The sequence below is a fragment of the Leclercia sp. UBA1284 genome, assembly GCF_002308415.1.
In the GTDB taxonomy this organism is placed as follows: Bacteria; Pseudomonadota; Gammaproteobacteria; order Enterobacterales; family Enterobacteriaceae; genus Enterobacter; species Enterobacter pneumoniae.
Genome location: NZ_DBUS01000007.1, coordinates 73,737 through 95,713 on the forward strand (window position 1 = coordinate 73,737; position 21,977 = coordinate 95,713).

Below are 21,977 nucleotides of genomic sequence, written 5' to 3' on the forward strand. Positions count from 1 at the left end.
CGAAACGGCAACTTCGGTTGCCGTTTTTAGTGTTTGTCCCCTCTCCCCGTGGGAGAGGGCCAGGGTGAGGGCATCAGGCCGCACCGGGTAAAAGCAAAACGGCAACTTCGGTTGCCGTTTTTTGTGTTTGTTCCCTCTCCCCATGGGAGAGGGCCAGGGTGAGGGCTTTAGTCAGCTCAGAGCTAAACCGTGAACCCCAGCATCATTCCCGTATCTTCATGTTCCAGCAGATGACAGTGCGCCATATAAGCAAACGCCTTCGGCGCGTCGTGATCAAACTTCACCAGCACCTCGCTCACGCCCCCTTCTACCTTCACGGTATCTTTCCAGCCTGAACGATGCGCGGCAGGCGCGTTGCCGTTTTCCGAGAGAATGCGGAACTGGGTACCGTGAATGTGGAACGGGTGCAGCATCATGTCCCCCTCGCCGGAGATGAACCAGCGTTCATACAGCCCTTTGGTCGCCGCGAACATCGGGGTGTTCATATCGAAGGCTTTGCCGTTGATCATATTAGCATTGTGCAAATCGAATCCATGCCCGCCATGGTTCATGCCGCCCATCTTGCCGTGATCCATATTCATATGGCCTTCCATCTGCCCGTGCTGCATACCGGACATTGCCTGATGGCCATAGCGCTTCATCAGGGCCTGCATGCCCATCATATCGAGCATCGGGTCCATCGAAAGCTGTAGCTTACGCTCCGTAAGCCCCTCCAGCGCGGGTAACGCCGGCAGGCTGGCCAGTTTATCGGGTAGCGTGCCGGAGGCCGCCACCAGGAGCGGCTGGACGCGCAATACCGGATGCGGCTTATCAAATGGCGCAACGGCCATCCCCATCTGGCTGACCGGCAGGGTCACCAGGTCAAATGCCTTACCGTCGCTGATATCCACCAACACCTCAAAGCGTTCGCCCATCAGCATCGGCAACTCGCTTACCTTAACCGGCTCCGGCAGCAGACCGCCGTCGCTCGCCACCACATACAGCGGGCGCTTGTCGCTGGTAGCAAAGTTGAGGGAGCGGGCGTTACACCCGTTGAGCAGGCGCAGACGCAGCCAGCCTTTGGGTGCGCTGTGCTGAGGATAAACCGCACCGTTGGTTAACAGCGTGTCGCCAAACCAGCCTACGGCTGCGCTCATCACGTCGAGCTGATAATCGATCTGCCCGTCGGCAGTAAACTTCTTGTCCTGCACAATCACTGGCACATCATCAATGCCCCACTGCTTCGGCAGACGCAGCAATCGGCTTTCATCGTCTTCAATCAGCACCAGCCCGGCTAATCCCATCGCCACCTGATGGCCGGTTTTGCCGTGCTGATGGGGATGAAACCAGCAGGTTGCCGCACGCTGTTGCGGCGTAAAAGAGACCGTGCGCTGACCGCCTGGTTTGATAACCCCCTGCGGCCCACCATCCACCTCGCCGGGCACTTCCAGTCCGTGCCAGTGAAGCGTGGTCTCCTGAGCGAGGGTATTGTGAATATTAACGGTAACAGCTTTACCCTGGCGCAGCTGGAGTGCCGGGCCGAGCAGATTACCGTTATAGCCCCATGTGGTGGCCTGATGTGGGCCAAAGGTGGTTTTCCCCTGCTGGACGACCAGACGGATTTGATTTCGTGCATCGGGAGCGATTAAGTCAGGGATAGGCAAAGCGGGCCTGTCGGCGGCAAATACCGCACGACTCCAGAGCGGAAGCGCGCTGGCGACACCCAGCGCAGCAGAATATTTTAAAAAATCACGGCGTTGCATGTTCATTTCCTTAATTCCAGCAGACGGGTATCAGAGCATAAACCCTCCCCTTAGCGGAAGGTCAATAAGTGCAGACAGAATAAAGATCGTCGCACCGGCGGGAAGTGTGCTAACGTTGAATTTCCGTGACGTATTGGTAGAAGCAATGAAGACGTTTTTCCGCACAATTCTGTTCAGCAGCCTTATGATTAGTTGCGCAAATAGCTATGCGCTGAGTGAAAATGAAGCCGAAGATATGGCGGATCTGACGGCAGTGTTTGTGTTTCTGAAAAACGATTGCGGCTACCAGAATTTACCCAACGGACAGATTCGTCGTGCTTTAGTCTTTTTTGCCCAGCAAAACCAGTGGGATCTCAGCAACTACGATAGCTTTGACATGAAGGCGCTCGGTGAAGACAGCTACCGCGATCTCAGCGGCATCGGCATTCCTACCGCGAAAAAATGCAAAGCGCTGGCCCGCGACTCGTTGAGTCTTCTTGCCTACGTAAAGTAACCTTTCTGACGCCTCCTTGTTGAAATTATGGCCGTGCAACCCCCGGGGTTGTTAGCTATGATGTTGCGCCTGGTTTTCTCGGGTGTTAACAAAGGAGGTATCACCAATGACCAAAAATGCGCTGTGGCATGAAACGCTGCACGATCACTTTGGGCAGTACTTTGCCGTTGATAACGTGCTGTATCATGAAAAGACCGATCATCAGGATCTGATTATCTTCGAGAACACGGCTTTTGGCCGCGTGATGGCGCTGGATGGCGTTGTACAAACCACCGAACGTGATGAATTCATCTATCACGAAATGATGACCCACGTCCCGCTGTTGGCTCACGGCCACGCCAAACATGTGCTGATCATCGGCGGCGGCGACGGCGCGATGCTGCGCGAAGTCTCGCGTCATAAGTCGATTGAAAGCATCACCATGGTGGAAATTGATGCCGGCGTGGTCTCCTTCTGTCGCCAGTATTTACCCAACCACAACGCGGGCAGCTACGACGATCCGCGCTTTAGCCTGGTCATCGATGATGGGGTTAACTTTGTTAATCAGACCACGCAAACCTTTGACGTGATCATCTCCGACTGTACCGACCCTATCGGCCCCGGTGAGAGCCTGTTTACCTCAGCATTTTATGAGGGCTGCAAGCGCTGCCTGAAACCGGGCGGCATCTTTGTTGCCCAGAATGGCGTCTGCTTCCTGCAGCAGGACGAAGCCCTCGATAGCCACCGCAAATTGAGCAATTACTTTGCCGATGTGAGCTTCTACCAGGCGGCGATTCCGACCTACTACGGCGGCGTGATGACGTTTGCCTGGGCCACGGATAACGAAGCCCTGCGCCACCTCTCCACTGAAATCATCCAGGCGCGCTTCCATCAGGCTAATCTGACCTGCCGCTACTATAATCCCGCGGTTCATACCGCAGCATTCGCACTACCACAATATCTGAAAGACGCACTGACATCTAAGGGGGTGAGCTAAATTGAAAAAGCTTAAACTGCATGGCTTTAACAACCTGACCAAAAGCCTGAGTTTTTGTATCTACGATATCTGCTATGCAAAGACAGCGGAAGAGCGCGATGGTTATATCGCCTATATCGATGAACTCTACAACGCCAACCGCCTGACTGAAATCTTGTCAGAAACCTGCTCAATTATCGGCGCCAATATCCTGAACGTTGCACGCCAGGATTATGAACCGCAAGGCGCCAGCGTGACCATTCTGGTCAGCGAAGAGCCGATCGATCCCAAGCTTATTGACCAGACTGAACACCCAGGTCCGCTACCTGAAACGGTGGTGGCTCACCTCGATAAAAGCCATATCTGCGTACATACCTATCCGGAAAGCCACCCTGAAGGCGGCCTTTGCACGTTCCGCGCAGATATTGAAGTCTCGACCTGCGGGGTGATTTCACCATTAAAAGCGCTGAATTACCTGATTCATCAACTTGAATCCGATATTGTGACCGTCGATTATCGCGTACGTGGTTTTACGCGTGATATCAACGGGATGAAGCACTTTATCGATCATGAAATAAACTCGATTCAGAACTTCATGTCCGAAGATATGAAAGCGCTGTACGACATGGTGGACGTGAACGTTTACCAGGAAAATATCTTCCATACCAAAATGTTGCTAAAGGATTTCGACCTTAAGCACTACATGTTCCATACCAAACCGGAAGATTTAAGCGAAGAAGAGCGTAAGGTCATTACCGACCTGCTCTGGAAAGAGATGCGCGAGATTTATTACGGCCGCAATATTCCGGCCGTATAAAAGGTACCGGGAGCAGGGATGCTCCGGTCCATTATTTCTGTTTCATAAAGTCGCGGTAAGCGGCCACCACCTGCAGGAAATCCTCTACGCCGCACAGCGACAGGCTCTCTTCGTCGTAGTAGTTCATCCCCTCTTCCATTTCGTCGCCGGAAAACTCCAGTTGATTAGCGCGAACCATCACCTCTTCGCCGTCCATCCACAGAGTGTATTCATGCCCGGCGCGTTGCCATGAGCGCTCGCTCCCTTTCACGGTGCGTGCCGCCTGTTCCACTTCATCCAGCAGGGCAAGGTTCTCTTTCACTTCTTCATTGAACCAGTGCCCGACCACTTCGTGGCCCATCGACATGCGCACTTTCACCACACCGGTGATATCGCGCAGAAATTCGTAATCCATGGTGTTTTCCTCTGCAAAGCCATTAGGGTAATTATCGCAGCAGAGAGGAAGAAAAAAAGCGTGGAGGGGGGAAGGAATGAAAATAAAAAGGTGAAAGCAAGACCCTGCGGCCTGATGCCCTCACCCCGTCCCTCTCCCACGGGAGAGGGTGCAAACACTAAAAACCGTCTCGTGGAGACGGTTTTGCTGTTTATACTGCCGTCTGGAAGATAACCCCGTCCGCTTTCTCTGTGTACTGAGAGAGCTGATCGAAGTTCAGATAGCGATAGGTATCAACAGCCGTCTTATCAACCTGAGCCACAAAGGTCTGGTACTCTTCCGGCGTTGGCAGCTTGCCAATCAGCGCCGCAACCGCCGCCAGCTCCGCAGAGGCCAGGAAGACGTTTGCACCGGTACCTAAACGGTTCGGGAAGTTACGGGTAGAGGTGGAGACCACCGTCGCACCGTCCGCCACGCGCGCCTGGTTACCCATGCACAGGGAGCAGCCAGGGATTTCGATACGCGCACCGCTCTTACCAAACACGCTGTAGTAGCCCTCTTCGGTCAGCTGAGCCGCGTCCATACGGGTTGGCGGTGCCACCCACAGGCGGGTTGGCAGCTGGCCTTTGTGGGTATCCAGCAGCTTACCGGCAGCACGGAAGTGGCCGATGTTGGTCATACAGGAACCGATGAACACTTCGTCGATCTTCTCGCCCTGCACTGCAGAGAGTGGACGCGCATCGTCCGGATCGTTCGGTGCACAGAGGATCGGCTCTTTGATATCAGCCAGATCGATGTCGATCACGGCCGCGTATTCTGCATCAGCGTCAGCTTCCAGCAGCTGCGGATCCGCCAGCCATTTTTCCATGCCCTGAATACGACGCTCCAGGGTACGACGATCGCCATAGCCTTCGGCAATCATCCACTTCAGCAGGACGATGTTGGAGGTCAGATACTCTTCAATCGGCGCCTGGTTCAGCTTGATGGTACAGCCTGCAGCAGAACGCTCAGCGGAGGCATCGGTCAGTTCGAACGCCTGCTCCACTTTCAGATCCGGCAGACCTTCGATCTCCAGGATACGGCCAGAGAAGATGTTTTTCTTGCCCTTCTTCTCAACGGTCAGCAGGCCCTGTTTGATAGCGTACAGCGGGATGGCGTGAACCAGGTCGCGCAGAGTGATACCCGGCTGCATTTTGCCTTTGAAGCGCACCAGCACGGACTCCGGCATATCCAGTGGCATAACGCCGGTCGCAGCGGCGAAGGCCACCAGACCGGAGCCCGCCGGGAAGGAGATCCCGATTGGGAAACGGGTGTGGGAGTCACCGCCGGTACCCACGGTATCTGGCAACAGCATGCGGTTCAGCCAGGAGTGGATAACGCCATCGCCCGGACGCAGAGAGACGCCGCCACGGTTCATGATGAAGTCTGGCAGCGTGTGGTGCGTGGTCACATCAACCGGCTTCGGATAGGCCGCCGTGTGGCAGAAGGACTGCATCACCAGATCGGAAGAGAAGCCCAGGCACGCCAGGTCTTTCAGTTCGTCACGGGTCATTGGGCCGGTGGTATCCTGAGAACCGACAGAGGTCATCTTCGGTTCGCAGTACGCGCCCGGACGGACGCCCGCGACGCCGCACGCGCGGCCAACCATTTTCTGCGCCAGAGAGAAACCACGGCTGCTTTCAGCCACGTCTTTCGCCTGACGGAACACATCGCTGTGCGGCAGACCGAGCGCTTCACGCGCTTTGGTGGTCAGGCCACGGCCAATGATCAGCGGAATACGGCCACCGGCGCGGACTTCGTCAATCAGCACGTCGGTTTTCAGCGCGAAGCTGGCCAGCAGTTCGTTGGTTTCGTGGTTACGCACTTCGCCTTTGAACGGGTAAACGTCAATCACGTCGCCCATGTTCAGGTTAGAAACATCCACTTCGATTGGCAGCGCGCCCGCATCTTCCATGGTGTTAAAGAAGATAGGGGCAATTTTGCCACCGAGGCACAGACCGCCGCCGCGTTTGTTCGGCACATGCGGGATATCATCGCCCATGAACCACAGCACGGAGTTGGTTGCCGATTTACGGGAAGAACCGGTACCCACAACGTCACCAACGTAGGCCAGCGGGAAACCTTTCTGCTGCAGGGCTTCGATCTGCTTGATCGGGCCCACGCTGCCAGGCTGATCCGGCTCGATACCTTCACGGGCGTTTTTCAGCATCGCCAGGGCGTGCAGAGGGATGTCCGGGCGAGACCACGCATCCGGTGCCGGAGAGAGGTCATCGGTGTTAGTTTCACCGGTCACTTTGAAGACGGTAACGGTGATTTTTTCAGCCAGCGCAGGACGGTTCAGGAACCATTCAGCATCGGCCCAGGACTGCATCACCTGCTTCGCGTAGACGTTGCCCGCTTTCGCTTTCTCTTCTACATCGTAGAAGTTATCGAACATCAGCAGCGTTGAAGAGAGCGCTTTCGCGGCAATCGGTGCCAGCTTGTCGTTATCCAGCGCATCAATCAGCGGATGAATGTTATAGCCGCCCTGCATGGTGCCGAGCAGTTCAATCGCTTTTTCAGGAGTAACCAGGGGGGAGGTCGCATCGCCTTTAGCAATGGCGGCAAGGAATCCGGCTTTGACATAGGCAGCTTCATCTACGCCAGGCGGTACACGGTTGATCAACAGATCTAACAGGAATTCTTCTTCGCCCTTAGGCGGATTCTTCAGCAGCTCGACGAGCGCGGCCATTTGGGTTGCATCTAAAGGTTTGGGTACAATTCCCTCGGCGGCACGTTCTGCTACGTGCTTACGGTATTCTTCTAGCACGACGGTTCTCCTCGCTCTCATTGTCATATGCGGCCGGCGTTCTCTTCACGCTCCTGTGAGACAGCAGTTTGTAGGGTAAATGCCCGATACCGCGTCGGGCAGCATAGCAGGATTTCTGCACAGTGTTAATCTGTTTACAAAAAAGCAACATTAAATACTTTGCTGAATCGTTAAGAATGGTATAGCAGGGAGAGAGGACGTGTTCAGGGCACAAAAAAACCGCCAAAAAGCGGTTAATTTGTTGCCTTAGGGTGGTAGCACACCGGGCTGGCAGATTTGCGGCAAAACCCCAACGCAGAGAATATTGCTCCCCTTCATATCGACTTGCAAGGTGATTTTTTTATTCTGCGCGGCGCCTTCCCGTTTTCGATGAAACCCTATGTAAATGCTGTTTTTCTCTTCTTCACATCCTTTAAATCCACTACGCTTTTCCACGGCCTGCTTCGCTGGTGTAGCAACCAGCCACCGGGCCCGGGAGCAGTTCCTTCCTCTACGTGGCAAAACCCCAATTTGCCTGGTTCTGCCTTTCCCGGTGAAGAATGAACCCGCGTAGCCTGAATGGGAACGCACGCAATGGAGATGCGAATTTATGCGCTGATCGTTGTGACCGGTTTACTGCTTACCGCACTGCACGGTGGCTGGAGCATATCCGACATCACGGTGCTGTTTGTTATTAACCTCGGCAACTAGCTGTTGGCCGCTCGCCAGAGCGGCCATCTGATTTACCCGATGCCTGTTCAGCCATCCGATATAATTGCGTAATAAATACTCACACTCTTTATCCGGATGCACCGGGCCATTACCAATAAAAGTCAAAAAGTAAAAGGGCGGGTGAATAATACTCACGCCAACCCTAATGCCTCGCGGCACAGCGCTGGTCTCGTTGGAGTCATATTATGAAGATGCCCTTTAAGCCCCCTCTGCTTGTCCTTCTGTGCAGTGCCGGGCTGTTCGCCGCCTCAGGCGCGATGTTCGTTAACAGCCGCACAACGGAGCCTGCCCCACCAGCACCAGCAGCACAACCCACAGCGGCACAACCTGCGGCCCCTGTCACCGATCCCGTCGTTGCGCCAGCCTTTACAGCCGCGCAGATCGATCAGTGGGTCGCCCCCATCGCGCTCTACCCGGATGCCCTGCTGTCGCAAATTTTGATGGCTTCGACCTACCCGACCAATGTCCTGCAGGCGGCACAATGGTCAAAAGACAATCCAAAAATGCAGGGCGACGCGGCCATTCAGGCCGCTGCTGCGCAACCGTGGGACCCGTCAGTAAAATCGCTGGTGGCATTCCCACAGCTCATGTCCCTGATGGGGGAAAACCCGCCCTGGGTACAAAACCTGGGCAATGCGTTTCTTGCACAACCGAAAGATGTGATGGACTCAGTGCAACGCCTGCGTTTACTGGCGCAACAGGCCGGAGCATTACAATCGACACCACAGCAAAAAGTCACCACAGTGACAAAATCGGCCCCGGCGGCAACTGCCTCCAGCCAGACGGCCGCTACCACTACACCCACCACAAGCCCAACGGTGATAAAGATTGAATCGGCCGACCCGCAGGTCGTGTATGTTCCAACCTATAATCCCAACACCCTGTATGGCACCTGGCCCAACAGCGCTTATCCGCCGGTCTATTTACCTCCCTCCCCCGGCGAGCAGTTTACTGACAGCCTGGTAAAAGGTTTAGGCTTCAGCCTGGGCGTGGCGACCACCTATGCCCTCTTCAGCAACATCAACTGGGATGACGACTGGGATCACCACCATCATGACGATGACTGGGATCATCACGGCGGCTATAACCGCAACGGTGATAACAACATCAATATCAACGTTAATAATTTCAACAAAATCAGCGGACAGCATCTGACGGACGCCAGCCGTCGCTGGCAACATAATCCGGCCTATCGGGAGGGGGTACCCTACCCTACCAGCCAGCTCAGCGATCGTTTTCACTCCACCCATGCGGCTGCCGGGCTGAGTTCGACACAACAAAAACCGGTCAACAGGGAGGGTCAGCGTCAGGCAGCCCTGAACCAGATGGAGAAATCGACGGGCAAAACCTTCGCGCAGACCGTGCGACCTGCCACCCGGGACGCGCAGCGCCAGGCGTCTACGGAACAGCTCAGGCAGATCTCCCAACGCAACAACTACCGTGGCTACGACAGCGGTCATCAAACGGCGCAACATGCGCGCCGCCAGCCCCTGGCACGCAGCCCCGAACACCGGGTTTCACACTCCGGGCAGCAACGTGATGTTCAGCAGCGCATCAACCAGAACCGCGCCAATGCGCTGAGTGGTAACGACAGCCGCTCCGCTAACTGGCAGGCCCAGCAGCAGCGCGGTGCGCAGAGCCGACAACTGGCGACTCGCCAACATCAATCCCGTCAAATGCCAGCCGGACATGCTGAACATCGTGAATTCCGTCACCGTTAAGGGAGCCGACATGAAAAATAAATTACTCTGCGGAGTGGCGATATGCCTGCTTTCGACCGCCGCGCTGGCGCAGCAATCTTTCAGCACGCCAGAGCAAGCGACCGATGCGCTGGCAACGGCCATCAGTGAGCAAAATGAAAGCGCGATGAGTAGCCTGCTGGGGGAAAACTGGCGCGATATCTTACCGCCGGAAGGGGTCGATCCCGGGGCTGTCGATCGCTTCATGCGCGACTGGAAAGTCCGTCATAACACGGTGGTTAACGGTGATACCGCACACCTGGTGGTGGGGAGCCACGACTGGCAATTACCGATACCCGTGGTAAGAAGCGCTTCTGGCTGGCACTTTGACCTCAAAGAGGCGGCAGAAGCGATCCTGACCCGCGAGATTGGCCGCAACGAACTGGCCGCGATAGACGCGCTGCACGTCTACGTAGATGCCCAGCAACGCTATTTTGCAGTCACTCAACGTTACGCCGACAAAATTGTCAGCACAGCGGGGAAGCAGGATGGCCTCTACTGGCCCGCCGCCCCCGGAGAGGCGCCCAGCCCGCTCGGCCCGGCATTTAGCCCAACTACACCCGGTGCGGGCTATCATGGATATCGGTTCCGCATTTTGCCGGAGGGAAAAGGCTTTGCCATGATAGCCTGGCCGGTTGAATACGGTCAGACAGGGGTGATGAGCTTCGTGATTAATCAGGATGATAGGGTGTATCAAACTAACTTAGGCCCTGATTCAGCCCAGAAAGCGCAGGCATTGACCGCCTATCGCCCGGATAAAACCTGGCAGCCTGTCGCCCCGGACTAAAGGCAAAAAAAAACGCCTCCGGAGGAGGCGTTTCGCATTCAGGAAGAACTTACTTCTTCTTCGCTTTAGCGTTTGGCAGGTCGGTGATGCTACCTTCAAACACTTCTGCCGCCAGGCCCACGGACTCGTGCAGAGTTGGGTGAGCGTGGATGGTCAGCGCGATGTCTTCAGCGTCACAGCCCATTTCGATCGCCAGGCCGATTTCGCCCAGCAGCTCGCCGCCGTTGGTGCCGACAATCGCACCACCGATCACACGGTGAGATTCTTTGTCGAAGATCAGCTTGGTCATACCGTCTGCGCAGTCGGAAGCGATAGCACGGCCAGAAGCAGCCCACGGGAAGGTGGCGGTTTCGTAGCTGATGCCTTTCTCTTTCGCTTCTTTCTCAGTCAGACCAACCCAGGCAACTTCTGGCTCAGTGTAGGCGATAGATGGGATCACTTTTGGATCGAAGTAGTGTTTCATGCCGGCGATAACTTCCGCGGCAACGTGACCTTCGTGAACACCTTTGTGCGCCAGCATTGGCTGACCAACGATGTCGCCGATAGCAAAGATGTGCGGCACGTTGGTACGCAGCTGCTTGTCAACGCGGATGAAGCCACGGTCGTCCACTTCCACGCCAGCTTTGCCCGCGTCGAGGTTTTTACCGTTCGGCACACGGCCGATTGCCACCAGCACGGCGTCGTAACGCTGTGGTTCAGCAGGGGCTTTTTTGCCTTCCATGGAAACGTAAATACCGTCTTCTTTCGCTTCAACGGCAGTCACTTTGGTTTCCAGCATCAGGTTGAACTTCTTGCTGATGCGCTTGGTGAAGACTTTAACGATGTCTTTGTCAGCAGCCGGGATAACCTGGTCGAACATTTCAACCACGTCAATCTCTGAACCCAGCGCGTGGTACACAGTACCCATTTCCAGACCGATGATACCGCCACCCATAACCAGCAGGCGCTTAGGCACTTCTTTCAGCTCCAGCGCATCGGTAGAGTCCCACACGCGTGGATCTTCATGTGGAATGAACGGCAGTTCAATTGGACGAGAACCCGCGGCGATGATCGCGTTGTCGAAGTTGATCACTGTTTTACCGTTCTCGCCTTCCACTTCCAGGGTGTTCGCGCCGGTGAATTTACCCAGACCGTTTACCACTTTCACTTTACGGCCTTTGGCCATACCCGCCAGACCGCCGGTCAGCTGAGTGATAACTTTCTCTTTCCAGGTACGAATTTTGTCGATGTCAGTTTTCGGCTCACCGAAGACGATACCGTGTTCAGCCAGTGCTTTGGCTTCTTCGATAACTTTCGCTACGTGCAGCAGCGCTTTAGAAGGGATACAGCCGACGTTCAGACAAACACCGCCAAGGGTGTTGTAACGTTCTACGATGACGGTTTCCAGACCTAAATCCGCCGCGCGGAATGCTGCGGAATAACCTGCCGGGCCTGCCCCAAGTACTACGACCTGAGTTTTGATTTCTGTGCTCATCATGACCTCTTAATTTATACCCGTCGTCCACCGGGTCGTTCTATCCGCCCGTATTTTACAAAATTGTTAACAATTTTGAAACAACAAACGGCTCATGAATTCTCGCTTTCGCAGTAACCTTGCTGACGCGCCGAGGTTACCAGAAAAAAGCCGGCCGACTGGCCGGCTTTTCGATTACATCACCAGGCGGCGAATGTCGCTCAGGGTGTTGTTGATGATGGTGATGAAACGCGCACCATCAGCACCGTCGATCACGCGGTGGTCGAAGGAGAGAGAGATTGGCATCATCAGACGCGGCACAAACTCTTTACCATTCCACACCGGCTCCATCGCGGACTTGGACACACCGAGGATCGCCACTTCCGGCGCGTTCACAATCGGCGCGAAGTGGGTAGTACCCAGGCCGCCGATGCTGGAGATAGTGAAGCAGCCGCCCTGCATTTCGCCGGCAGTCAGCTTACCATCACGCGCTTTTTTGGAGATGGTGGTCAGTTCACGGGACAGCTCGGTAATGCTCTTCTTGTTCACGTCTTTGAAGACCGGAACAACCAGACCATTTGGCGTATCAACCGCAACACCGATGTTGATGTATTTCTTCAGCGTCAGCTTCTGGCCATCTTCAGACAGGGAGCTGTTGAAGCGAGGCATCTGTTCCAGCGCCGCAGCAACCGCTTTCATGATGAAGACCACTGGGGTGAATTTCACATCCAGTTTACGCTTCTCAGCTTCGGCGTTCTGCTGTTTACGGAACGCTTCCAGATCGGTGATATCGGTCTTGTCGAAGTGAGTAACGTGCGGGATCATCACCCAGTTACGGCTCAGGTTAGCACCCGAGATTTTCTGGATACGGCCCAGTTCCACTTCTTCGATTTCGCCGAACTTGCTGAAGTCCACTTTTGGCCATGGCAGCATGCCCGGGATACCGCCGCCAGCGGCAGCAGCAGGTGCAGCTTCGGCGCGTTTCACCGCGTCTTTCACGTAGCTCTGAACGTCTTCGCGCAGGATACGACCTTTACGACCGGTCCCTTTCACTTTCGCCAGGTTCACACCGAACTCGCGCGCCAGGCGACGAATCAGCGGTGTTGCGTGGACGTAAGCGTCGTTTTCAGCGAACTCAGATTTGCCTTCCGCTTTTGCAGCAGGGGCCGCAGCAGGTTTAGCAGCCTGAGCCGGTGCAGCAGCCGGAGCTGGAGCAGCAGCGGCAGCCGGAGCGGCCGCAGATGCAGCGCCTTCTACTTCGAAGACCATGATCAGAGAACCGGTAGAGACTTTGTCGCCGGTGCTGATTTTGATCTCTTTAACGGTACCGGCGAACGGCGCAGGGACTTCCATAGAAGCCTTGTCGCCTTCTACGGTGATCAGTGACTGTTCAGCGGCAACTTTGTCGCCCACTTTTACCATCACTTCGGTCACTTCAACTTCGTCACCGCCGATGTCCGGTACGTTAACGTCTTTCGCACCGCCAGCCGCTGCTGGTGCAGCCGCCTGGGCCGGAGCCGCTTCGGCTTTCGCCGGAGCCGCCGCGCCTTCAGCGCCAGCCACTTCAAAGACCATGATCAGGGAGCCGGTAGAGACTTTGTCACCGGTGTTGATCTTGATCTCTTTAACGGTACCCGCGAACGGCGCCGGGACTTCCATAGAGGCTTTGTCGCCTTCTACAGTGATCAGGGACTGTTCAGCTTCAACTTTGTCGCCCACTTTCACCAGGATTTCAGTGACTTCAACTTCGTCACCGCCGATGTCAGGCACGTTAACGTCTTTCGCTGCCGCAGCAGCAGGTGCTGCAGCCGGAGCGGCTTCTTTCTTCTCTTCTGCCTTAGCAGGTGCAGCATCAGCTGCACCGTCGGCGGAATCGAAAATCATGATCAGTTTGCCGGTCTCGGTTTTATCGCCAACAGAGACTTTGATCTCTTTAACGATGCCAGCCTGAGGAGACGGGACTTCCATAGAGGCTTTGTCGCCCTCTACGGTGATCAGCGACTGTTCAGCTTCAACTTTGTCGCCTACTTTGACCAGGATCTCGGTGATTTCAACTTCATCAGCTCCGATGTCCGGTACATTGATTTCGATAGCCATTATTCTTTTACCTCTTACGCCAGACGCGGGTTAACTTTTTCTGCATCGATGTTGAATTTGGTAATTGCATCCGCAACCACTTTCTTATCGATTTCGCCACGTTTAGCCAGTTCGCCCAGGGCTGCTACAACCACGTAAGAAGCATCAACTTCGAAGTGGTGACGCAGGTTTTCGCGGCTGTCAGAACGACCGAAGCCGTCAGTACCCAGAACGCGATAATCATCCGCTGGTACGTAAGTACGAACCTGCTCAGCGAACAGTTTCATATAGTCAGTAGATGCCACCGCTGGTGCATCGTTCATCACCTGAGCGATGTACGGAACGCGCGGAGTTTCCATTGGGTGCAGCATGTTCCAGCGTTCACAATCCTGGCCATCACGCGCCAGTTCAGTGAAGGAGGTCACGCTGTAGACATCGGAACCCACACCGTAGTCTTTCGCCAGGATCTGAGCCGCTTCACGAACGTGACGCAGGATAGAACCGGAGCCCAGCAGCTGAACTTTACCTTTGCTACCTTCGAGGGTTTCGAGTTTGTAGATACCTTTACGGATACCTTCCTCGGCACCTTCCGGCATAGCCGGCATGTGGTAGTTTTCGTTCAGCGTGGTGATGTAGTAGTAAATGTTCTCTTGCGCTTCACCGTACATACGGGTCAGACCGTCGTGCATGATGACTGCCACTTCGTACGCGTAAGACGGGTCGTAAGAGATACAGTTAGGGATAGTCAGAGACTGAATGTGGCTGTGACCATCTTCGTGCTGCAGACCTTCACCGTTCAGAGTCGTACGACCGGAAGTACCACCGACCAGGAAGCCGCGAGCCTGTTGGTCGCCAGCCTGCCAGCACAGGTCACCGATACGCTGGAAACCGAACATGGAGTAGTAGATGTAGAACGGGATCATCGGCAGGTTGTTGGTGCTGTAAGAGGTCGCAGCAGCCAGCCAGGACGCGCCTGCACCCAGCTCGTTGATACCTTCCTGCAGGATCTGACCTTTCTCGTCTTCTTTGTAGTATGCAACCTGCTCACGGTCCTGCGGGGTGTACTGCTGGCCGTTCGGGCTGTAGATACCGATCTGACGGAACAGACCTTCCATACCGAAAGTACGCGCTTCGTCGGCGATGATTGGAACCAGACGATCTTTGATCGACTTGTTCTTCAGCATCACGTTCAGGGCACGCACGAAAGCGATGGTGGTAGAGATCTCTTTGTTCTGCTCTTCCAGCAGCTGAGAGAAGTCATCCAGCGCAGGCAGTTCGAGTTTCTCGGTGAAGTTAGGCTGACGAGCAGGCAGGTAGCCTTTCAGCGCCTGACGACGTTCGTGCAGGTACTTGTGCTCTTCAGAACCTTCCGGGAAGGTGATGTAAGAGAGGTTTTCAACCTGCTCATCGGTCACTGGAACGTTGAAACGGTCGCGGATATAACGCACGCCGTCCATGTTCATTTTCTTAACCTGGTGAGCGATGTTTTTACCTTCAGCGGTATCACCCATGCCGTAACCTTTAACGGTGTGGGCCAGGATGACGGTCGCTTTACCTTTGGTTTCCTGCGCTTTTTTCAGTGCAGCGTAGACTTTCTTCGGATCGTGACCACCACGGTTCAGCGCCCAGATCTGCTCATCAGTCCAGTCTGCAACCAGTGCGGCGGTTTCAGGGTATTTGCCGAAGAAGTGCTCACGCACGTAGGCACCGTCTTTGGATTTGAAGGTCTGGTAGTCGCCGTCAACGGTTTCGTTCATCAGCTGGATCAGTTTACCGCTGGTGTCTTTACGCAGCAGCTCATCCCAACGACCGCCCCACATGACTTTAATCACGTTCCAGCCAGCACCCGCGAAGATGCCTTCCAGTTCGTTGATAATCTTGCCGTTGCCGGTTACCGGACCATCCAGACGCTGAAGGTTACAGTTGATGATGAAGCACAGGTTGTCCAGCTTCTCACGGGTTGCGATGGTAATCGCACCTTTAGATTCTGGCTCATCCATCTCACCGTCGCCCAGGAAGGCGTAAACGGTTTGCTCAGAGGTGTCCTTCAGACCACGGTGTTCCAGATACTTCAGGAATTTAGCCTGATAGATCGCACCGATTGGACCCAGACCCATGGATACGGTCGGGAACTGCCAGAATTCAGGCATCAGTTTAGGGTGCGGGTAAGAAGACAGACCTTTACCGTGAACTTCCTGACGGAAGTTGTTCATCTGCTCTTCAGTCAGACGACCTTCCAGGAAGGCACGTGCATAGATGCCCGGAGAGATGTGGCCCTGGAAGTACACCAGGTCGCCGCCGTCTTTCTCGTTGGCCGCACGGAAGAAGTGGTTAAAGCACACTTCGTAAACGGTGGCAGAAGACTGGAAGGATGCCATGTGGCCACCCAGTTCCAGGTCTTTCTTGGATGCGCGCAGAACGGTCATGATGGCGTTCCAGCGGATTGCAGAACGGATACGACGTTCCAGATCCAGATTGCCCGGGTATTCCGGTTCGTCTTCGACGGCAATCGTGTTTACGTAGTTGTTAGCCCCTGCACCTGCAGCCACTTTCACGCCGCCTTTGCGAGCTTCAGAAAGCAGCTGATCAATCAGATACTGAGCACGCTCAACACCTTCTTCACGGATGACCGATTCGATCGCCTGTAGCCAGTCGCGAGTTTCGATCGGATCCACGTCATTTTGGAGACGTTCTGACATGGGGGTATTCCTTATCTATCTAATACGTTGATTTGTCTGGAACCTGTCCCATTGTATTTTCGCCAGAAAACACAATAAGACAGGTTCTGCGTTTAGTTGCCGCGCTCTAAAAAACTGGCGCTTAATCCTTTCGTTGCTGTATGCGGCGTAATGAACGTTCGCGACGCGACTGTTCACGGCTGCGGTCCAGCAAGATTTCCTCAATGAAAGCCAGGTGACGGTGCGACGCTTCACGCGCCTGCTCCGGCTCCCCGGCCATTATCGCCTCGAATACTCGGGTGCGATGGTTGCTTACCAGTGGGAGCATTTCCCGACGGGCATACAACAATTCAAAATTCTGACGAACGTTCTGGGCCAGCATCGGCTCCATGCAGCGTAGCAGATGGAGGAGCACAACATTGTGGGCTGCTTCGGTAACAGCGATTTGATACTGGACAACGGCATCGGACTCGGCGTCTAAATCGCCGGACTGCTGTGCCCGTTCAATGGCTTGATGCAGTTCGCGAATACGGTCGCGATCGGCATCATTGCTGCGCAGGGCCGCGTAATAAGCCGCGATGCCTTCAAGCGCGTGACGGGTCTCAAGCAAGTCAAACTGGGATTCTGGGTGGTCAGAGAGAAGTTCTACCAGCGGATCGCTGAAGCTCTGCCACAGGCTGTTTTGCACAAAAGTTCCGCCGCCCTGGCGACGAAGCAGCAGGCCCTTGGCTTCGAGACGTTGGATCGCCTCACGCAGCGAGGGGCGGGAAACGTCGAACTGTTTTGCCAGCTCGCGTTCAGGCGGGAGTTTTTCGCCGGGGCGCAGTGTCCCCTCGAGGATTAAAAACTCCAGCTGCTGCTCTATCACATCAGAAAGTTTAGGTTGGCGAATTTTGCTGTAGGCCATATTCCCTGTCTTACGCCTTTTGCCCGGAGTAAATTGGTCTTACCAATTTCATGTTCGTATCGCTAAAGTAACAAAGTATTCACCTTGTGTCCATATTGGTTTTGATTGAAATCATTAAACCCGGCACATTTTAACAACCTTACAGAAATAACGTTTCAGAAATGTAACTTTGCCCAAATGAAATTATTACCCATAAAGAGGCAGTTTTAACTTTAATGAAACGCAAAATACTCAATCTGAACCGATTCACCTCGCCAAATTATGAAATATGCGCCACTTAGAGAGCATTTTTATTCTATACACAGATAAAAGGGGTTAAACGAGTCGATTAACAACTGGTTTCTTTTTATTCAACTCGTCATCCTCCTTTCATAAAGCAGGTGCATTCGCGGGCGCTTAACACTATTCTGGCGTTAACGGAAGTCATGGCCTGTATTTTAGGCCAATTCCACCGTAAAGAAATAAATACACGAAATGGAATTTCATAATTACACACGCCTGAGCGTGAACATAACAAACACACACGAGGTTTCATGATGGAAGGTCAACAGCACGGCGATCAGCTAAAGCGCGGCCTTAAAAACCGCCATATTCAGCTTATCGCGCTGGGCGGCGCTATTGGCACGGGTCTGTTCCTGGGCAGCGCGTCCGTTATTCAGTCTGCGGGTCCTGGCATTATTCTGGGTTATGCCATAGCCGGCTTTATTGCATTTCTGATTATGCGCCAGCTGGGGGAAATGGTCGTGGAGGAGCCTGTAGCGGGTTCATTCAGCCACTTCGCCTATAAATACTGGGGAAGCTTCGCCGGGTTTGCATCTGGCTGGAACTACTGGGTGCTGTACGTCCTGGTGGCGATGGCTGAGCTGACCGCGGTGGGTAAATACATTCAGTTCTGGTACCCGGAAGTCCCGACCTGGATTTCCGCTGCAGCCTTCTTTGTCATTATTAACGCCATCAACCTGACCAACGTAAAAGTGTTTGGTGAGATGGAGTTCTGGTTTGCCATTATTAAAGTCATTGCCGTCGTCGCCATGATCCTGTTCGGCGGCTGGCTCCTGTTCAGCGGTAACGGTGGTCCACAAGCCACCGTGCGTAATCTCTGGGAACAGGGCGGGTTCCTGCCGCACGGCATGACCGGTCTGGTGATGATGATGGCGATTATTATGTTCTCCTTCGGCGGCCTGGAACTGGTGGGCATTACCGCCGCCGAAGCCGACAACCCGGAACAGAGCATCCCGAAAGCGACCAATCAGGTTATCTACCGTATTCTGATCTTCTATGTGGGTTCACTGGCCGTGCTGCTCTCGCTGCTGCCGTGGACGCGCGTTACCGCTGACACCAGCCCGTTCGTACTGATCTTCCACGAGCTGGGTGACACCTTTGTGGCGAACGCGCTGAACGTTGTTGTCTTGACCGCTGCGCTCTCCGTTTACAACAGCTGCGTTTACTGCAACAGCCGTATGCTGTTTGGCCTCGCCCAGCAGGGCAATGCCCCGAAAGCGTTGCTTAACGTCGACAAGCGTGGCGTACCGGTGAACACCATTATTGTTTCAGCCGTGGTCACTGCATTGTGCGTGCTGATCAACTACCTGGCACCGGAGTCGGCCTTTGGCCTGCTGATGGCGCTAGTGGTTTCTGCCCTGGTCATCAACTGGGCCATGATCAGCCTGGCGCACATCAAGTTCCGCCGTGCCAAGCAGCAGCAGGGCGTCAAAACGCGCTTCCCTGCCCTGCTCTATCCGCTGGGTAACTATGTCTGTCTGCTGTTTATGGCAGCGGTGCTGGTGATTATGCTGATGACGCCGGGTATGGCTATCTCTGTGTATCTCATCCCGGTCTGGATCGTGATCCTCGGCGTGGGCTACCTGTTTAAGCAAAAGAACGCCAAAACGGTAAAAGTACAGTAATCCTGCCTCTCTCTGTGCCCCTCTGCGGGCACAGAGCCTGTTACCTTCCTCACACTTTCTCATCCATAGCACATTCTTCCATATCAGCGCCTTTATACTGCAACGCATAAATTGCTTTGGCAGCAAATAATTCTCTCCATATCGTAACGCGGAGAAATGTCGATGGATAACAATAAACTTTCAGTGAAAGAAAAGATCGGCTATGGGATGGGTGACGCGGGATGTAACATCATCTTCGGCGCCATAATGTTGTTTGTTAACTATTTTTATACGGATATTTTCGGGCTGGCGCCTGCGCTGGTCGGCGTATTACTGCTGTCGGTGCGCGTCATCGATGCAATAACCGATCCGATTATGGGGGCTATCGCCGACCGAACCCGCAGCAAATATGGTCGTTTTCGTCCATGGTTGTTGTGGATTGCCTTCCCTTACGCGCTGTTTAGCATTCTGATGTTCACCACCCCGGAGTGGAGCTATAACAGCAAAGTTATCTATGCGTTTGTCACCTATTTCCTGCTGTCACTGACCTATACGGCCATCAATATTCCGTACTGCTCCCTCGGGGGCGTGATCACCAATGATCCTAAAGAGCGCGTGGCCTGCCAGTCTTACCGTTTTGTCATGGTCGGTATTGCTACGCTACTGCTGTCGCTGACATTGCTGCCGATGGCTGACTGGTTCGGCGGAGAAAACAAAGCGAAAGGCTACCAGATGGCAATGACGGTGCTGGCGCTCATTGGTACCTGTATGTTCCTGTTCAGCTTCTCTACCGTGCGCGAACGAGTACGCCCTGCGGTACAGACCAACGATGAACTCAAAAACGACCTTAAAGACGTATGGAAAAACGACCAGTGGGTGCGCATCCTGCTGTTGACCATCTGCAACGTCTGCCCGGGCTTTATCCGCATGGCCGCCACCATGTATTACGTCACCTGGGTTATGGGTGAAAGCACTCATTTCGCCACCCTATTTATCAGCCTGGGCGTGGTGGGCATGATGATCGGCAGCATGCTGGCGAAAGTGCTGACTGACCGCTGGTGCAAACTGAAAGTCTTCTTCTGGACCAATATCGTGCTGGCGATATTCTCTTGCGCCTTCTACTTCTTCGACCCTAAAGCCACGATGACCATTATCGTGCTCTACTTCCTGCTGAACATCCTGCACCAGATCCCGTCTCCACTGCACTGGTCGCTGATGGCGGATGTGGATGATTACGGCGAGTGGAAAACCGGCAAACGTATTACCGGTATCAGCTTCTCCGGCAACATCTTCTTCCTGAAGCTGGGTCTGGCGATTGCCGGGGCGATGGTCGGTTTCCTGCTCTCCTGGTATGGCTACGATGCGGGTGCCAAAGCGCAAAGCGCAGACGCCATCAATGGGATCGTCCTGCTCTTTACCGTCATTCCGGGCGTAGGGTATCTGATTACCGCAGGTGTGGTTCGTCTGCTGAAAGTCGACCGTGAAACCATGAAGCAGATTCAGGCGGACCTGGAAAAACGCCGTACCAACTATCGAGAGCTGAGCGACTATCAGGATTTGAAAGCCGCAGAGACTAAATAAGGAGCGCGAAATGCGTCACTGGCCAAACCCGTTTATTGAGCAACGTGCCGATCCCTATATTCTCCGGCATGAGGAACAGTATTACTTTATCGCCTCGGTGCCGGAGTACAACCGGCTGGCGATTCGCCGCGCCGATACCCTGGAAGGCCTGCGTGATGCGCAAGAGGTGGTGGTCTGGCATAAACCGGACAGCGGCCCGATGGGTAATCTCATCTGGGCGCCCGAGCTGCATGCGATAGACGGCAAGTGGTATATCTACTTTGCCGCCGCCCATACTCAGGCGCTGGATGAGCTCGGGATGTTCCAGCATCGAATGTACGCGCTGGAGTGTAGCGACAGCGACCCGCTCACCGGTACGTGGGTGGAGAAAGGGCAGATTAAGACGCAGTACGATACGTTTGCCCTGGATGCCACCACCTTTATTCATCAGGGCAAACGCTGGTATTTATGGGCGCAGAAAGCGCCGGATATTGCCGGGAACTCCAATCTTTATCTGAGCGAAATGGAGAATCCCTGGACGCTGAAAGGCGAACCCGTTCTGCTAAGCAAACCGGAATTTGACTGGGAGTGCCGGGGCTTTTTGGTGAACGAAGGGCCGGCTATCTTAAGCCATGGTAAGCGTCTGTTTATCAGTTACTCCGCCAGCGCGACCGATGAAAATTACTGTATGGGCCTGCTGTGGATCGAGAAAGATGCCGACCCGCGTAATCCGGCGAACTGGCACAAATCGCCGCAGCCGGTCTTCACCACCAGCTATGAAAACCGTCAGTACGGCCCGGGGCATAATAGCTTCACGCAGACGGCTGATGGGGAAGATGTGCTGGTCTATCATGCGCGCAACTATACCGAGATAGAAGGCGACCCGCTTTACGATCCCAACCGCCATACCCGCCTGAAGTTAGTTCACTGGAACGAAAACGGGATGCCAGATTTCGGCATCCCGCCTGCAGATAGCGAGTAACAGTTACGG

Annotated in this window: 17 protein-coding genes; 9 read left to right on the plus strand and 8 right to left on the minus strand. The window is 54.5% G+C overall.

The window, feature by feature from the left end; genetic code table 11:
- Positions 1–182: 182 nt before the first annotated feature.
- Positions 183–1,742, minus strand: coding sequence for a multicopper oxidase CueO (cueO, locus tag B3511_RS15095; protein ID WP_286783703.1), 1,560 nt, complete (start codon positions 1,740–1,742; stop codon positions 183–185).
- Positions 1,743–1,887: 145 nt separating this feature from the next.
- On the opposite strand from cueO, the gene B3511_RS15100 reads away from it, so the two are divergent.
- The 3 genes from B3511_RS15100 to speD all read left to right on the plus strand — a co-directional run bounded on the left by B3511_RS15100 (position 1,888) and on the right by speD (position 4,007).
- Positions 1,888–2,235, plus strand: a complete 348-nt coding sequence (locus B3511_RS15100) for a YacC family pilotin-like protein (RefSeq protein WP_040078596.1) — start codon at positions 1,888–1,890, stop codon at positions 2,233–2,235.
- Positions 2,236–2,341: 106 nt separating this feature from the next.
- Complete coding sequence (speE, locus tag B3511_RS15105; RefSeq protein WP_212477191.1) at positions 2,342–3,211, plus strand: polyamine aminopropyltransferase; 870 nt, start codon at positions 2,342–2,344, stop codon at positions 3,209–3,211.
- A 1-nt stretch (position 3,212) separates the two neighbouring features.
- On the plus strand, positions 3,213–4,007 hold the full coding sequence (gene speD, locus B3511_RS15110) for an adenosylmethionine decarboxylase (RefSeq protein ID WP_040077131.1): 795 nt from the start codon (positions 3,213–3,215) through the stop codon (positions 4,005–4,007).
- A 31-nt stretch (positions 4,008–4,038) separates the two neighbouring features.
- Here speD and yacL read toward each other — a convergent pair whose 3' ends face one another.
- The 3 genes from yacL to B3511_RS15125 all read right to left on the minus strand — a co-directional run bounded on the left by yacL (position 4,039) and on the right by B3511_RS15125 (position 7,624).
- Entirely contained in the window at positions 4,039–4,401 is a 363-nt protein-coding gene (gene yacL / locus B3511_RS15115; protein WP_040077132.1) for a protein YacL, read from the minus strand.
- A gap of 190 nt (positions 4,402–4,591) precedes the next feature.
- Positions 4,592–7,189 carry a bifunctional aconitate hydratase 2/2-methylisocitrate dehydratase gene (gene acnB, locus B3511_RS15120; RefSeq protein WP_286783704.1) on the minus strand — a complete coding sequence of 866 codons (2,598 nt, stop codon included), beginning with the start codon at positions 7,187–7,189 and terminating at the stop codon, positions 4,592–4,594.
- Positions 7,190–7,435: 246 nt separating this feature from the next.
- On the minus strand, positions 7,436–7,624 hold the full coding sequence (locus B3511_RS15125; protein ID WP_286783705.1) for a hypothetical protein: 189 nt from the start codon (positions 7,622–7,624) through the stop codon (positions 7,436–7,438).
- A 123-nt stretch (positions 7,625–7,747) separates the two neighbouring features.
- On the opposite strand from B3511_RS15125, the gene B3511_RS15130 reads away from it, so the two are divergent.
- From B3511_RS15130 to B3511_RS15140, 3 genes are all read left to right on the plus strand, one after another.
- Entirely contained in the window at positions 7,748–7,879 is a 132-nt protein-coding gene (locus tag B3511_RS15130) for a hypothetical protein (RefSeq protein WP_286783706.1), read from the plus strand.
- Between the two features lie 206 nt (positions 7,880–8,085).
- Positions 8,086–9,621, plus strand: a complete 1,536-nt coding sequence (locus tag B3511_RS15135) for a DUF3300 domain-containing protein (RefSeq protein ID WP_286783707.1) — start codon at positions 8,086–8,088, stop codon at positions 9,619–9,621.
- A gap of 10 nt (positions 9,622–9,631) precedes the next feature.
- On the plus strand, positions 9,632–10,426 hold the full coding sequence (locus B3511_RS15140; protein WP_286783708.1) for a DUF2950 family protein: 795 nt from the start codon (positions 9,632–9,634) through the stop codon (positions 10,424–10,426).
- 49 nt (positions 10,427–10,475) lie between these two features.
- Here the strand turns inward: B3511_RS15140 and lpdA are convergent, their stop codons facing one another.
- From lpdA to pdhR, 4 genes are all read right to left on the minus strand, one after another.
- Positions 10,476–11,900, minus strand: coding sequence for a dihydrolipoyl dehydrogenase (gene lpdA / locus B3511_RS15145; RefSeq protein WP_046884973.1), 1,425 nt, complete (start codon positions 11,898–11,900; stop codon positions 10,476–10,478).
- A 174-nt stretch (positions 11,901–12,074) separates the two neighbouring features.
- Positions 12,075–13,976: a pyruvate dehydrogenase complex dihydrolipoyllysine-residue acetyltransferase gene (gene aceF / locus B3511_RS15150; protein WP_286783709.1), complete on the minus strand. Its 1,902-nt coding sequence runs from the start codon at positions 13,974–13,976 to the stop codon at positions 12,075–12,077.
- A gap of 14 nt (positions 13,977–13,990) precedes the next feature.
- A complete protein-coding gene (gene aceE / locus B3511_RS15155) occupies positions 13,991–16,654 on the minus strand; it encodes a pyruvate dehydrogenase (acetyl-transferring), homodimeric type (RefSeq protein ID WP_286783710.1) in 2,664 nt (887 codons plus the stop codon).
- Positions 16,655–16,775: 121 nt separating this feature from the next.
- Positions 16,776–17,540 carry a pyruvate dehydrogenase complex transcriptional repressor PdhR gene (pdhR, locus tag B3511_RS15160; protein ID WP_040077141.1) on the minus strand — a complete coding sequence of 255 codons (765 nt, stop codon included), beginning with the start codon at positions 17,538–17,540 and terminating at the stop codon, positions 16,776–16,778.
- Positions 17,541–18,073: 533 nt separating this feature from the next.
- Here pdhR and aroP point away from each other — a divergent pair.
- From aroP to B3511_RS15175, 3 genes are all read left to right on the plus strand, one after another.
- Positions 18,074–19,447 (plus strand): aromatic amino acid transporter AroP, encoded by a 1,374-nt coding sequence (gene aroP / locus B3511_RS15165; protein WP_154298787.1) that lies wholly within the window; start codon positions 18,074–18,076, stop codon positions 19,445–19,447.
- 162 nt (positions 19,448–19,609) lie between these two features.
- Positions 19,610–21,007 carry a glycoside-pentoside-hexuronide (GPH):cation symporter gene (locus tag B3511_RS15170; protein WP_046884975.1) on the plus strand — a complete coding sequence of 466 codons (1,398 nt, stop codon included), beginning with the start codon at positions 19,610–19,612 and terminating at the stop codon, positions 21,005–21,007.
- Positions 21,008–21,017: 10 nt separating this feature from the next.
- Positions 21,018–21,968, plus strand: a complete 951-nt coding sequence (locus tag B3511_RS15175) for a family 43 glycosylhydrolase (protein ID WP_286783711.1) — start codon at positions 21,018–21,020, stop codon at positions 21,966–21,968.
- Positions 21,969–21,977 lie beyond the last annotated feature (9 nt).

What these genes read in the sequence shown, in the direction of transcription:
- B3511_RS15135 (WP_286783707.1), top strand. Translation starts at nt 8,086, where the DNA reads ATGAAGATGCCCTTTAAGCCCCCTCTGCTTGTCCTTCTGTGCAGTGCC.
- pdhR (WP_040077141.1), bottom strand. Translation starts at nt 17,540, where the DNA reads ATGGCCTACAGCAAAATTCGCCAACCTAAACTTTCTGATGTGATAGAG.
- speE (WP_212477191.1), top strand. Translation starts at nt 2,342, where the DNA reads ATGACCAAAAATGCGCTGTGGCATGAAACGCTGCACGATCACTTTGGG.
- cueO (WP_286783703.1), bottom strand. Translation starts at nt 1,742, where the DNA reads ATGCAACGCCGTGATTTTTTAAAATATTCTGCTGCGCTGGGTGTCGCC.
- yacL (WP_040077132.1), bottom strand. Translation starts at nt 4,401, where the DNA reads ATGGATTACGAATTTCTGCGCGATATCACCGGTGTGGTGAAAGTGCGC.
- B3511_RS15170 (WP_046884975.1), top strand. Translation starts at nt 19,610, where the DNA reads ATGGATAACAATAAACTTTCAGTGAAAGAAAAGATCGGCTATGGGATG.
- B3511_RS15100 (WP_040078596.1), top strand. Translation starts at nt 1,888, where the DNA reads ATGAAGACGTTTTTCCGCACAATTCTGTTCAGCAGCCTTATGATTAGT.
- lpdA (WP_046884973.1), bottom strand. Translation starts at nt 11,900, where the DNA reads ATGAGCACAGAAATCAAAACTCAGGTCGTAGTACTTGGGGCAGGCCCG.
- aceE (WP_286783710.1), bottom strand. Translation starts at nt 16,654, where the DNA reads ATGTCAGAACGTCTCCAAAATGACGTGGATCCGATCGAAACTCGCGAC.
- aroP (WP_154298787.1), top strand. Translation starts at nt 18,074, where the DNA reads ATGATGGAAGGTCAACAGCACGGCGATCAGCTAAAGCGCGGCCTTAAA.
- B3511_RS15175 (WP_286783711.1), top strand. Translation starts at nt 21,018, where the DNA reads ATGCGTCACTGGCCAAACCCGTTTATTGAGCAACGTGCCGATCCCTAT.
- B3511_RS15130 (WP_286783706.1), top strand. Translation starts at nt 7,748, where the DNA reads ATGGGAACGCACGCAATGGAGATGCGAATTTATGCGCTGATCGTTGTG.
- aceF (WP_286783709.1), bottom strand. Translation starts at nt 13,976, where the DNA reads ATGGCTATCGAAATCAATGTACCGGACATCGGAGCTGATGAAGTTGAA.
- B3511_RS15140 (WP_286783708.1), top strand. Translation starts at nt 9,632, where the DNA reads ATGAAAAATAAATTACTCTGCGGAGTGGCGATATGCCTGCTTTCGACC.